At 35.4% G+C, this 12,751-nt stretch carries 12 protein-coding genes and 1 pseudogene; 1 reads left to right on the top strand and 12 read right to left on the bottom strand.

Translation table 11 applies throughout. The annotated features are described in order from the left end of the window. Positions 1-75: 75 nt before the first annotated feature. The 7 genes and pseudogenes from LAV82_RS12725 to uxaC form a co-directional block, all read right to left on the bottom strand. The gene (locus tag LAV82_RS12725) at positions 76-1,464 is read right to left on the bottom strand and encodes a glycoside-pentoside-hexuronide (GPH):cation symporter (protein WP_499716204.1); all 1,389 of its coding nucleotides are present in this window, start codon (positions 1,462-1,464) and stop codon (positions 76-78) included. Between the two features lie 145 nt (positions 1,465-1,609). After that, positions 1,610-2,956: pseudogene (gene larC, locus LAV82_RS12720) on the bottom strand (nickel pincer cofactor biosynthesis protein LarC). A gap of 25 nt (positions 2,957-2,981) precedes the next feature. Continuing rightward, complete coding sequence (gene larB / locus LAV82_RS12715) at positions 2,982-3,752, bottom strand: nickel pincer cofactor biosynthesis protein LarB (RefSeq protein WP_013058126.1); 771 nt, start codon at positions 3,750-3,752, stop codon at positions 2,982-2,984. A gap of 47 nt (positions 3,753-3,799) precedes the next feature. Next, entirely contained in the window at positions 3,800-4,609 is an 810-nt protein-coding gene (larE, locus tag LAV82_RS12710) for an ATP-dependent sacrificial sulfur transferase LarE (RefSeq protein WP_499716203.1), read from the bottom strand. A 36-nt stretch (positions 4,610-4,645) separates the two neighbouring features. Beyond that, positions 4,646-5,416: an SDR family oxidoreductase gene (locus LAV82_RS12705; RefSeq protein ID WP_499716202.1), complete on the bottom strand. Its 771-nt coding sequence runs from the start codon at positions 5,414-5,416 to the stop codon at positions 4,646-4,648. Continuing rightward, positions 5,400-6,698, bottom strand: coding sequence for a nickel pincer cofactor-dependent isomerase, group 22 (locus LAV82_RS12700; protein ID WP_013058129.1), 1,299 nt, complete (start codon positions 6,696-6,698; stop codon positions 5,400-5,402). The genes LAV82_RS12705 and LAV82_RS12700 overlap by 17 nt, the downstream gene beginning before the upstream one ends. A gap of 70 nt (positions 6,699-6,768) precedes the next feature. After that, positions 6,769-8,172: a glucuronate isomerase gene (gene uxaC / locus LAV82_RS12695; protein WP_057273638.1), complete on the bottom strand. Its 1,404-nt coding sequence runs from the start codon at positions 8,170-8,172 to the stop codon at positions 6,769-6,771. A 235-nt stretch (positions 8,173-8,407) separates the two neighbouring features. Between uxaC and LAV82_RS12690 the strand changes: the two genes are divergently transcribed. Further along, on the top strand, positions 8,408-9,595 hold the full coding sequence (locus LAV82_RS12690) for an ROK family protein (protein WP_013058131.1): 1,188 nt from the start codon (positions 8,408-8,410) through the stop codon (positions 9,593-9,595). Positions 9,596-10,084: 489 nt separating this feature from the next. Here LAV82_RS12690 and LAV82_RS12685 read toward each other — a convergent pair whose 3' ends face one another. The 5 genes from LAV82_RS12685 to LAV82_RS12665 form a co-directional block, all read right to left on the bottom strand. Then, positions 10,085-10,297 (bottom strand): hypothetical protein, encoded by a 213-nt coding sequence (locus tag LAV82_RS12685; RefSeq protein ID WP_013058132.1) that lies wholly within the window; start codon positions 10,295-10,297, stop codon positions 10,085-10,087. A gap of 151 nt (positions 10,298-10,448) precedes the next feature. Continuing rightward, entirely contained in the window at positions 10,449-10,634 is a 186-nt protein-coding gene (locus LAV82_RS12680) for a hypothetical protein (protein ID WP_098580280.1), read from the bottom strand. Positions 10,635-10,808: 174 nt separating this feature from the next. Further along, on the bottom strand, positions 10,809-11,114 hold the full coding sequence (locus LAV82_RS12675) for a hypothetical protein (RefSeq protein WP_029323225.1): 306 nt from the start codon (positions 11,112-11,114) through the stop codon (positions 10,809-10,811). 116 nt (positions 11,115-11,230) lie between these two features. Next, on the bottom strand, positions 11,231-11,437 hold the full coding sequence (locus LAV82_RS12670; RefSeq protein ID WP_257147021.1) for a hypothetical protein: 207 nt from the start codon (positions 11,435-11,437) through the stop codon (positions 11,231-11,233). 140 nt (positions 11,438-11,577) lie between these two features. After that, complete coding sequence (locus LAV82_RS12665; protein WP_499716199.1) at positions 11,578-12,642, bottom strand: beta-carotene 15,15'-monooxygenase; 1,065 nt, start codon at positions 12,640-12,642, stop codon at positions 11,578-11,580. Positions 12,643-12,751: the final 109 nt, after the last annotated feature.

Raw genomic sequence — 12,751 nt, 5'->3', positions numbered from 1 at the left:
CAAGCTGCTCCCTAATAAAAGTTTATAAATATTGTCTTTACTAGCTCCTATTCAAAATACTTTTATCAAATTCTTTTAGTTAAAGTTGCTTCTCTCTTTCAAGTCTGCAACAATTTTACTGTATAAATTATCTGTAAGGTTATAAAAGAAAAATAAAATGATTAATCCAATAATATTAAGAGCCGCCGGAGCAAGAAATAATAACCCCTTAAGACCTAACAATGTATCTGAAGACTGCTGAATATTTGGAACGTACCCAATTAAGCTCAGTGCAACTCCTGGAATAAAACCTGCCAAAGCCTGCGCAAGCTTTCGGAAGAAACTGTATGTTGAGTAAACAATGCCTTCTGTACGTTCTCCCGAATTCCACTCATGATAGTCGATGGAATCAGCAATCATTACCCACGGTAGACCAAGCGCAAATGCTAATGCAAAGTTTCCTAATGAAAAAACAGTTAAAAACGTTACTGTACTCGTTGGTAATATAAAATTTAAAACGTCACAGGCAATGCAAACTAAAAGCCCAAGCATGAATGTATTTTTCTTCCCTATTCTTTTTACCATTGCCGGGATGAACATTGAACCAACTACAGCAAGCCCTATACTCAAAAAGGAAAGTATTGCCATTAATTCTGGACTTTTTAAATTATACTCCAAATAGTACAACTGAACAGCGTTGCGAATATTGGAAGAAGCAATCATGAATAACGCTGCTAAACACAATACAATAAGAGGACGGTTTGAAAACAATGCTTTGAATAGTTTAGATAAAGGCACCTTTTCCTTTCTTGGGGCTCTAATAACGTTTTCTTTAGTATTACGATAGCAAATTAAATGAAACAAAATTCCGAATATTGACATCACAGATATAGCCACGATGTACCCGACTTCTTTATTAGCAAACTGTAGCACAATAGGAATTACCACTACTCCTGAAATAAGAAGAGCTGTTTGACTACCAATTGCTCTAAATGAACCCAAAGATGCACGGTCAATTGGATCTTGTGTCATCGCTGCAGACAAAGAACCATATGGGATATTAACAAATGAATAGGCTAGCCCAAATCCCATATAGGTGGCAAATGCCCAAACAATCTTTCCGGTGTCTGAAAAGTTTGGAGCCAAAAACGAGATGACCGTCATTAATGCTAGAGGAACTGTTCCCCATAAAATGAAAGGTCGGAACTTTCCTCTTTTTGAGATATTTGTTCTTGAATCTACAAATGCACCAACACTTGTATCTGCAAACGCGTCAAATATTTTAGAAATTAAAAATACTAGCCCTCCCCAGTAAGCAGAGATTCCCAAAACATCTGTATAAAATTTCAGAAGGTATAACTGTCCCATATCAAACATAAGTCCGTTACCAATATCACCAAAACCATAAGACATCTTTTCTTTGAAAGTTAGCTTTTTAGAAACCGTAACTACTGGCCTTTTACTTGGAACCACTGGTAATGCCATATAACTATCCCCTCTTTCTCCCATTTACAATCCCCTTTTGTAAACCCTTTCATTAAGAAGTAGACATAGATGTTTCAATATTTAAAATCTATCACACTCCTTTCAGATGTCTCTTTTTAAGTTAGTAGCCCACAAACTTAAAGCATCAATTTTCTCTTTTCTTTAACTCTTTCCAAACTTGTTCATATACTTTTTTTAAAGGAACGCTGTAAGTCTCAGCAATGAACTTACAATCTTCAAATTCTGGTGCCCTTTGTACAACTTCACCTTTCATAAGTCCGGTTTTTACTGTAACGCTTCCCCATTCGGTTTCTACTTTATGGAATTCTCGTTCCAGCCGGTGAACCGACAATGGATAATAGCGAATTCCCAAAGTTGTTGTTTCCTGAAATAAAATCTCCTTTATTTTATCTACATATGCCTCTGCACAAAGCAGCTGAAGTAAAACACCTGGTCTGTTTTTCTTCATGTAAATAGGCGTGTAAAAGACGTCGTTGGCTCCGGACTCTAAAAGCAAGTCCATAATATATCCCAGTAATTCGCCAGAAATATCGTCAAGATTCACTTCCATTTTTATCATTTTACGATCGATGTGCTCCAAGTTAGGAGGAATGTGTGAAGACAAAATAGTCTCTCCTTTCTTTTAGTTCCTGTTTACTTTGAGATAGGATACTTCAGACTTTCAATTTTCCTCACCAATAATTACTCGGAGCACATTAGGATGTTTTTCAAAATCTTTTGTTCCTGCTCCATATCCCACTGCTTGTACTGTCATGGAAGGAACTGTACAGAATTCTTCTGAAAGCACTGATACAATAGCTGCACCTGTAGGCGTGGTTAACTCGCTTTTTATATTGCTTTGCTGAAGAGGAACACCTTTTAATATTTCTAAAGTAGCAGGTGCAGGGATTGGATAAATCCCATGATCAATATGTACTTTACCAGCACCTACACAAACAGGTGATGATTTTATTTTTCGAATTTCTAGTTTGTTTATCAAAATAGAAGCTCCTACAATATCTATAATCGAGTCTACAGCTCCGACTTCGTGAAAGTGTACTTTTTCTAAAGAAATACCGTGAATAAGACCTTCAGCTTCCCCAATTTTTCTAAAAATGTTTAACGAAGTTTCTTTCACTTCTTGAGATAATTGACTTCCGTCGATCAGCTTTACAATATCTTGGTAAGCACGATGACTATGGTGATGGCTGTGTTCGTGATGATCGCTATGTTCATGCTTGTGACGATGGTCGCTATGTTCATGTTCGTGATTGTGGTCGACATCTTCATGTTTATGATTATGTTGATGTCCATCAGCATACTTGTGATCAGCTGTTTCCGATAGTTCTACATCAAACTTCGTACTAGAGATTCCATTTTTCACAACTTTTCTCCAGCTCAATTTATACTCTTCAGAAATATTTAGTTTTTGAAGCTCCTCTTCTAAAAGAGTTGAATCTCCTCCAGCATCAATAAGTGCACCAATGAACATATCACCACTAATGCCTGAAAAGCAGTCAAGATAAAGCGTTCTCATTATGTTTAGCTCCTTTTTGAATTAATCGGTGAATCAAAGCAGCGTTGTAAGCAGCGCCGAACCCATTATCAATATTAACTACGCTAATTCCGGAAGAACATGAATTTAGCATAGTTAATAAAGCTGATAATCCGTTAAAATTTGCTCCATAACCAATGCTAGTAGGTACAGCAATGACCGGATGGGAAACCAATCCACCAACAACGCTTGGAAGAGCTCCTTCCATACCAGCTACTACCACTGTCACAGTAGCATTTTGAATCTCATCAATATTATTTAAGAGTCGATGAATACCAGCTACTCCTACATCATAAATACGGCGAACTTTACACCCGAGTATTTCTGCAGTTACTGCAGCTTCTTCTGCCACAGGCAAGTCAGAGGTTCCTGCACAAACAATGGCAATATATCCTTCAAAAAAAGAATCCTGATCCGAATCCTTCCAAAAGAGAATTTTTGCTACCTCGTTATATGCAAAACTTGGGCATGCTTCAAGCACTTGATTTGCTTTTTCTTTTGATATTCGCGTCACAAGCACCGACTTATCTTTCAGTTGCAGCGCTTTAATAATAGAAATGATTTGTTCGGCTGTTTTCCCTTCACCAAATACTACTTCTGAAAAACCTTGACGTTTTTTTCGATGATAATCTACCTTAGCAAAACCTAGATCCTCATATGTAGCTAACTCTTTTTCAGCATCTGCCACAGTTAGTTTCCCTTGCTGAACTTGTTTCAAAATTTCTTTTATCATTGTTCGTCACACACCTTAGATTGTTTATTCAGTGAAGTTTAGTGTCACTATTCCACTTTGGATAAAGCTTGATTCATGCTACCACTTTGATAACCAGTCAAATCTAATGTAATATATTTATAGCCTAGTCCCTTCAATTTCTTAGTAATGATATTATTTTTTTCCATAATAAAGGTCATATCCTGAGGTTCCACTTCAATTCTAGCAATCTCTTTATGGGTTCGAACTCTCACTTGACCAACACCTAGCTCTTTTAAATAGGCTTCTGCTTTTTCTACTTTGGTTAATTTTTCTTTCGTAATATACTCACCGTAAGCAATTCTAGAAGATAAGCAAGCAAATGAAGGCTTATTCCAAGTTGGTAACTCTAATTGCTGAGATAACTCTCTAATTTCTTTTTTAAACAAATTAGCCTCTAGTAAAGGTCCTCGTATTCCTTTTTCCTTTGCAGCTTTCATGCCAGGTCGGTGTTCATTCATATCATCCGCTATAGCACCATATACAATCGTTTTAAATTGGTATTCTTCAATAATTGGCTTCAGATGATCAAATAAGCTACTTTTACAAAAATAGCATCTATTTTTGTTGTTTTCCGAATAGCCTGGAATAGCTAATTCTGATGTCTCAATGATCTGATGCCTTACCCCAATTTGCCTTGCTAGCACCTTGGCTTCTTCCAGTTCACTTGATGGATAGGTCTCCGAATCTGCAGTTACTGCAATCACATTTTCATTTCCTAATGTTTCAACAGCCACTTTTAATAAGAAAGTGCTATCGACTCCTCCGGAGAAAGCTACAACAACTGATTCCATATCTCGAAAAATAGAAGTTAAAATCTCGTATTTTTTGCCCAACATGTTCTTATCCTCCCGTCTTTGACAATCTTCTTACTTTTAAATTGTCATGCTTCCAAATCCACCATCAACCCGTATTAGCGTTCCTGTTACAAAACTAGAAGCCTTTTCTGAAGAAAGCCAAACAGCTGCTCCTTGTAGTTCTTCTGGCTTACCAAACCGCTTCATAGGTGTATGTCCCATAATTGAATCTACCCTCTGTGAACTTAGTAATTTTTTATTTTGTTCTGCTGGAAAAAATCCAGGAATAATTGCGTTGACTCGAATACCGTTCGGAGCTAATTCTCTAGCTAAAAATTGCGTTACACTATTAAGACCGGCTTTTGACACAGAATACGTAAATACTTTAGATAACGGAGTAGTCGAAGAAACAGAAGAAATATTAATAATACTGCCTTTTCTTTTTTGTTCGATCATTTTTTCAGCAAAAATTTGACACGTAAGTACAACCCCTTTTAGATTGACATCCATAATATCATCCCATTCGTCCATATCTAGCTCAAAAAAAGGAGTTCCACTATTTTTACCAGGAGCGTTAAGAAGAATATCCCATCCTCCTGACCATTTTTCAATTGCACTAGCTACTTCAATTAAGGATTCACGATCACTGACATCAGCTTGAAAAGCTTTTGCTTTTCCTCCATTACGTTCTATTTCCTTCACTACATCTTCTGCTTTTTCTAAATTACGTCCTACAATAGCAACTGTTGCTCCATGATTAGCTAGTCCTATCGCTATAGATGAACCTAAAACACTATTTCCACCAATTACGACTGCAGTTTTTTTAGTTAAATCAAATAATTGTTTCATTTCTGTCCTCCACTCTCAAAAAATTTCCTTCTTTATTAAATGATATAGAATACAGCTCTGAACTTTGTTGCATATGAGGATGAGAATGGATATGATTTAGCAATGCCTCAGAAACCTCAATTTCACTTAGCTCTAACGTATTTTTAATTCGCACCATCTTTACTTGAGTAAAGTCTAATATATTACTCGTTTTAATAGCTGCCTGAATGGCTTGGCGATCATTAGGTAACGTAGTAGGTATTTTTGTAGGCGCCACAACTGTTGAAGTTAAGCCATTGGCGTACATAAATTCTAGGTTTGCTTTATCTACTAATCTTTGAGTTGTAAAGTCTGCAGTTCCGACTCCATTTGCATTTCCTTCTGTTTGGGGAGTCAAGTCCAAAACAACCATCTTATTAACGGCCGGTCCGCCATGAGCATATGGAGTTGGATAGCGTCCTGTGACATTAGGATCCATTCCATCCCCACTAATATTTTTACCAATTTCATCAATAACCAGCACGTCTAGCTCATCAAAGTACAATTTCGGTAAAAGCTGTTTAGCTATAATTTGTAGATTCGTCTCTTTATCCTCAATTTGTTCAGACGGCAATACTTCTATTACAGCTACTTTATCAAATGAGTTTTCAATACTAGCAATGCCAAATAGAACAGGAAGTTCTTGCATAATAACTTTAGCCATTGCAGGAACGTTTTCAGCCATATATTTAAATCCTAGCTGATGGCAAGCTTCTGCCCCTTTTTGTTTTCCTAAACCAATGCTAATCATTTTCATGAGACCACTTTCCACTGGACCGCGAAAAGCTGTATGTGGTTTTATTCGATTTACAACGATAATTCCATCAGCTTTTGAAGCATGCTTATCTACAAAGACAGGTAATCCATTGGATAATTGTCCAATTTCCACTACCTCCATTGAAGAACGAATCTCACATTGTACACTCTCTTCGGTTATTCCAAGATGACGTAAAACTTCTTGCTGGCCTTCAGCAGTTGCTCCGCCATGACTACCCATGCTTGGAACAATGAAAGGATTAGCTCCAAGTCCTTTTAAGAATTGTACTGTGGTAGCTGTCATTTCGACTATTTGATCAAGCCCTCTACTACCTACTGCAATGGCAATTTCCATTCCAGGTGTTATTCTTCTTTTTATGTTTTCTTGATTTAATTTTTCCGTTAATACGTGTTGAACGTCATGAATTTTTGTATCATCAAATGCCACTTGTACCTTGGCCATTTTAGGAATAGGAATATCTTTTAATAAATCTTGCAAAATACCCATCTTTTTCTCTCCTTTCTTTTAATCTGTAACATTAGAATTATCCGTAATAAGAAAAAGAACTTTATTCATGTTAACGTTGTAAAAAGTATCTCTCTGCGTTGTAATAAGAAATATTTTCAATCAGCGCTTGCAGAACTGTAGAATCATTGGGAACCTTTCCTTGCTCTACCCATTCGCCAATTAAGTTGCATAGTATTCTACGAAAATAATCATGTCTTTCATAGGAGAGAAAGCTGCGAGAGTCTGTCAACATACCGATAAAATGACTGAGTAACCCAACGTTAGCAAAATCTTTCATTTGTCTCTCCATTCCATCAATGTGGTCGTTAAACCACCAAGCTGTCCCAAACTGAATTTTTCCAGGAACGCCATTTTCATAAAAATTCCCCATCATAGCGGCAAGTACAGGATTATCTTTAGGATTCAAATTAAATAACACGACTCTCGGAAGCGCATCTTCTTGATCAAGCGCATTCAGAAATTCCGATAATCCTCGTGCGATATCAGCTTCTCCAATTGAATCAAACCCTGCATCCGCTCCTAAAAGGTTTTTCATTTTTGTATTGTTGTTTCGCATAGCTCCGATGTGTAGTTGCATTACCCATTGTTTGTGAGCGTACATTTTTCCTAGTTCTTTTAAAAGAAACGATCGGTACTTAATTAACTCATCTTGTGAAAGAAGTTCGTCATTCATACGTCTCGTAAAAATTATTTCCGCTTCTGCTAGAGTCACCTCTTGGTATTTCATGTAAGGAATATCATGATCCGCTGCTCTTCCCCCATTATCATGAAAATAATCAACTCGCTGTTTAAGCGCTTTAATTAAAGTTGCTAAAGATGTTACTTGTTTCTGAGCTACGTGTTCAAGGTTCTTGATCCATCTCTGAAAAGTTGGACGTTCAATAAACATTGCTCCATCAGGACGAAAGGTTGGAACAACTTTTGTTTCAAACGTAGAATTTTGCTTTAGCAATTGATGATATTTAAGAGTAGAGGTAGGATCATCCGTAGTCCCTATAAATCGTACATTAGATTTCTTAATTAACGATTGAGGTGTAAACTCGGCACTTTGCAGTTTTTCGTTGCATTCGTTCCAAATTTCAAGTGCCGTATCCGGGCTAAGCCTTTTATCAATATTAAAAAAATTCTTTAATTCCATATGAGTCCAATGGTACAACGGATTTCCAATTAAAGAGGGCACCGTTTCTGCCCAAGCAAAAAATTTTTCCCAATCACTAGCTTCTCCCGTAATGAAATGCTCAGCTATACCATTCATTCTCATTGTTCGCCACTTGTAATGATCTCCTGCTAACCACAGCTGAGTAAGGTTTTTATATTGTTTGTTTTCTAAAATCTCTTTTGGGTCTAAATGGCAGTGAAAATCAAAGATCGGCATTTCTTTAGCAATGTATTTATATAACTTAACAGCTGTAGGTGTGTATAGTAAGAAATCGTCTGCTAAAAACTCTTTCATGTTATTTTCCTCCTAAGGAAACAAAATTGACTTTATGGCTAAAAGGATATGTAAACACTTTCATTTTCTGTTATAATTAATTTGTTCGTTTACTAAACTAATTAATTATAGAAATAATTTATCATGTATACAAAATTCAGTCAATTAAATATTTTAAATTTTACAATTAATATTTTTCCACACGAAGATGCTATAATAAAAAAACAATGTCAACGAAAATTTGGAGGATATATTTATGCCTAACGGTGATGCAGCTTATATCAAAAAATTAAATCGATCTTTAATTATTAGCAAAATTGTAGAGGCAGGAATGATTTCACGAGCTGAATTGTCTAAGGTTACAGCATTAACAAAAGCTACTATTTCAGCACAAGTTGCAAGTCTACTTGAAGAAGATATTATTATTGAGACACAGCAAGACTATTCAAACGTTGGAAGAAAGCCTATAATGTTATCTTTGAACGAAACGGCAGGATATGCACTAGGAATTGATCTAGATTATGGTCAAATCTCATTTACTCTTTCTAATCTTCTTGGACGTCCAGTTTCTTCAGATAAAGTCAAAATACACGATACAAATTACTCAAATATACTTAGTGTATTAGTAAAAAAAATTAATGAATATAAAGATAAATGTCTTATGTCTAGATACGGCCTGATTGGTATAGCTATTTCGATACATGGTCTTGTTACCACTGATGAAATTATTCACTACATCCCTAGGTTGCAGTGGCATGAAATTGCTTTAAAAGAAGACTTAGAAGCAGCAGTAAAGGTGAATGTTTATCTTGAAAACAATGCAAATTTGCTAGCTTTTGCTGAACGAGCTTATACACATCATAAATCTGATAACTTAGTATGTATAACGCTTCGTTCAGGTATAGGTCTTGGAATCTTAATAAACAACAAATTATCTAAAGGTCATGATGGCTATGCAGGAGAAATTGGTCATATGATTGTTCAACCAAATGGAGAGCTTTGTGCCTGTGGAAACAAAGGATGCTGGGAGAAATATGCATCTGAGTCAAGCTTTTTAAAGAACCTTTCCCAAAGAAAACAAGTTCGTAATATGTCTTTTAAACATATTGAAGAAGAGCTTAATAGAAAAGATATTGAAACCCATCAAGAAATGGAGAATTTTATTCATTACCTTTCAATTGGTTTGAATAATGTCATTAATATCTACAATCCTGAAATTTTAATTATCGATAGTGAATTACTTTCTCGATACCCAGATTCTATACAAAAAATTAAGAGCAGCCTTTCTTCCTCTATAAGTCACTACCGTGAATTATTAATCTCCTCAACTGGAAAAAAGGCATATGAATTGGGTGCATGCGCATTAGTAATTAAGCATTTCCTTGAAATTACAATGCCAAACTTGGTATATTCCGAGTCAACAGAAAGCTCCCTTTTAAAATAAGTACCATCTACATTTCAGCTTGTATAGTAAGAGTAATTAAAGATAAATGTTTTTACCTTCGAAAAAAGAAATGAAAGATTAATTAAGACTTTCAACCTTCCTAATAAAGAAAGTAAAATGATTGTAGCATGAGCTTAAACTAAAACCGGAGCTATCTTACCTAGACAGCGATTAAGAATTGCCTCCTACTTGCTAGGAGGCAATTCTTTTACTTCTATATCTAATCACCATAATAAAACTCCAAAAGGTTTAGGATAGATAACAAGATGATCAAAATAACCAAAACTCCTCCTATTCATACCCTGCTTGCTTCTTTTGGGGATGTTTTTTGTTTTTCATGAGCATAAAAAACCAGTTTTCGAAAGGCAATATGCAGTAAAATAACGAAGGCAAACATACCAATCTTTGCAAAAATAAACAGATCATCACATCTATTTCATCACATCTATTTCAACAGAATAAACAACTAGAGGGCATTCGGTATATAGATTAGCTATGAAACTTTTTATTTCCTTTGTTCTTTTGGTACTCTATAAAAAATGAGACCGGGATTGCACCAATACCTATACCTATTGAAATAAACAGCGCCTGGTTTAGCTGAAGACTCGTATTTCCTGCTGCTTTACTATACATCATAAAACATACGAAGCTTAAAAAGCCTATAGCAAAGGGAATCAACAGATGCTTATACCTTTTCGTCATCTTATGCTCCTTTCTATGCCCTGCCTAGACCCACTACATCATGTGTAAGTTTTTCTCGTCACCTTCAGCGGAGAGTCTTAGTACATCGTTTATTTATAAACACTTTTTTTAGATTGAGAGATGCGCTTAACATTATGTATCTATCATTCTTTTATAAAAAGTAACTTCCTAAAATAAAGCTGGCTAAAAGAGCGACTACAGCTACTCCTCTCAATATATAGCTTTGGCTTTCACTCAAAGGTTTCCCCTTTCTTTTACTTATAAAAGGATGAATATAAAAAAGATAAAAAGAGAAAAGAAACCCCACACCTGCTGCTAAGGTTATGAATATTTCCAAATTAAAACATCTCCTTTTTCTCCTTTTCCTTCTTTTTTTCTTGTTAAACAAGTCTCTTTAAGGAAAAGCAAATAGTTAGCAGCGTTTCTCCAGAAAATACAAACCACTTTGAAAGTGTACAAAAATAAAAAAGCAGGATTTCTCCTGCCTTTTTGCATATGTAATTCCTCTTCACTATGTCAACTCAGCGCTTTTAGCGAGCATAAAAGCAGAGATACTAAACAAAACAATAAATAAAGAAGCGGCATGTAACAGTAAAAAAAGAAATTTTTGACCGCCTTTAATGAAGAGCGAATAAATCATTCCTAGGATTGTTACTAAGATTAAAAGTGCTGCTGCTATTTTAATTACTATAGCAAAGAAAGCTCCTGCAAATACAATTGACGGAATAAAAGATGCTACAATAACGATATACAAAATCAGTGTAGCAATAAAAGCGTTTTTTGATACGTTTGAAGCCTGTTTAAACAAATTCCCCATATAATCTCCTTTCCCATTTTAAAACTGCACCTTTTACTATAATACATGTGCATAGAGGACACAATTAACTTTTTTTAAAGTGCTCATCACTTAAGCTTTATCGCCAATCATATTCGTTATATTTTTGACTTCATCATATTATGTTCTCTTATGTTATGGCCGTTTTCCCCTAACCACACAATTCGCTTAGCTTTTACGATATGACGGAGAAATTCAAACTCTTGAGGCGTACATTCAGTCGGTTCGCTTAAATGGATTGAGTTTTTAGATAACCATTCTACAGAGTTTAAATATTTCTCTTGTCCTCTAAAAAAAATCCCCATATCCTATCCCCCTTTACCACTTTACCTATTACTTCCATTTTACTAAAATAAAGCTAACACTTCATTATTTATGTCCGGTAGCTAATCATTAGCAAAAAGACCTTATAGATATCTCTATAAGGCCTTATCTTTCTAGAACTCTAGATTAACTCATCCCGCTGAGCTTTCTCCAAACGCTCTTTAACTATTTTTTTAAACACATGAGGATCATCTACTCGAATGGCGACCTGCTGATATTTCTTTTTGATTCCCATAAAAAGCGTCGCTTCAATTGGAGACTTTAGTATTAGTAAAAGATCAGGATAAACTTTTTCAAAATCACGTGCGATAAATTCAATCGTGGTGTTAGGGATTCTTTGTTGGAGGATGTGAGTGTCTTCTACTATTTCTTCAATATCTTTAAAAGAGATTTCCATACGCTTAGCTAAGCCAAACGAAATGTATATACAATCATCTTCCACTCGTAAAGGGTTAAGCCTTAATCCTTGAATATCTCCTATGAAGAAAACAATGCTATAAATATTAAGGATCAGTAAAACGATTGAAAGAATTATAGACGTATTATGCAGCAGCCAATGAAGACCTAATGTTTCAATGACAATCGCATGAATAATCATAATTTGAAACGTAATAAAACTTGAGCGTTTATACAGAGTAAACGTATTCCCTTCAGTACTCGGCTGCTTCTTCCACGTTCCAAACGCATAATAAAACATCAGCATTTCTGAACAAAGTATGTGTATAAAAGTTTGTTTAGGGAACTTTTCGTTTATAGCATGCGAAAAGGAAAATAAAAGCGGTAAAGAGCTTGATCTAATCCTTCTTAAAATAGGCGGTACGTTTTTAACTAGCATAAATAGCAGTGAAAGTTCAAACAAAATAAGTAGTCCTTCTATGCCAACTCCTAGCCACATAACCGACTGAAAAGAAGCGAAGTATTCACTTGGAATGATAAAACGCGCAGCAATAAGGCCTGTGGCCATTAATACAATAAAGTACTTTAGACTGAACTTACGCTGCCAAGCTAGAAATAAGAGCGGAGCCACAAGGCTTAAGTCTATAATAGAACCTACTACTACTCCGTTGAAATCACCAGGCAACGAGTGAAGTCCAAAAGAAGAATGATATAACACATAATTCGAGCTTATCACTAATAACAACAAGAAAAGAGCAACAAAAGAAACTGTTTTTTTATGAAGAACCAAACAACCCACCTCACTTTTAGTTGGTGAAACACGAAAATTCCTGTTACTTCCATTTTAGCAGTGAAGTTGATTTAAGTCACTTTGTAACGTGACTTTGTTTTATAAAACC

This window comes from Bacillus sp. ILBB4 (genome assembly GCF_035064545.1).
GTDB lineage: Bacteria > Bacillota > Bacilli > Bacillales > Bacillaceae_H > Priestia.
Note: the sequence above shows the minus strand (reverse complement) of the source record. Positions and strands in the feature narration are given on the sequence as shown.

Excerpts from the sequence above, each read along its gene's own strand:
- LAV82_RS12725 (WP_499716204.1), bottom strand. The coding sequence starts at position 1,464 with ATGGCATTACCAGTGGTTCCAAGTAAAAGGCCAGTAGTTACGGTTTCT.
- larB (WP_013058126.1), bottom strand. The coding sequence starts at position 3,752 with ATGATAAAAGAAATTTTGAAACAAGTTCAGCAAGGGAAACTAACTGTG.
- larE (WP_499716203.1), bottom strand. The coding sequence starts at position 4,609 with ATGTTGGGCAAAAAATACGAGATTTTAACTTCTATTTTTCGAGATATG.
- LAV82_RS12705 (WP_499716202.1), bottom strand. The coding sequence starts at position 5,416 with ATGAAACAATTATTTGATTTAACTAAAAAAACTGCAGTCGTAATTGGT.
- LAV82_RS12700 (WP_013058129.1), bottom strand. The coding sequence starts at position 6,698 with ATGGGTATTTTGCAAGATTTATTAAAAGATATTCCTATTCCTAAAATG.
- uxaC (WP_057273638.1), bottom strand. The coding sequence starts at position 8,172 with ATGAAAGAGTTTTTAGCAGACGATTTCTTACTATACACACCTACAGCT.
- LAV82_RS12690 (WP_013058131.1), top strand. The coding sequence starts at position 8,408 with ATGCCTAACGGTGATGCAGCTTATATCAAAAAATTAAATCGATCTTTA.
- LAV82_RS12685 (WP_013058132.1), bottom strand. The coding sequence starts at position 10,297 with ATGACGAAAAGGTATAAGCATCTGTTGATTCCCTTTGCTATAGGCTTT.
- LAV82_RS12675 (WP_029323225.1), bottom strand. The coding sequence starts at position 11,114 with ATGGGGAATTTGTTTAAACAGGCTTCAAACGTATCAAAAAACGCTTTT.
- LAV82_RS12670 (WP_257147021.1), bottom strand. The coding sequence starts at position 11,437 with ATGGGGATTTTTTTTAGAGGACAAGAGAAATATTTAAACTCTGTAGAA.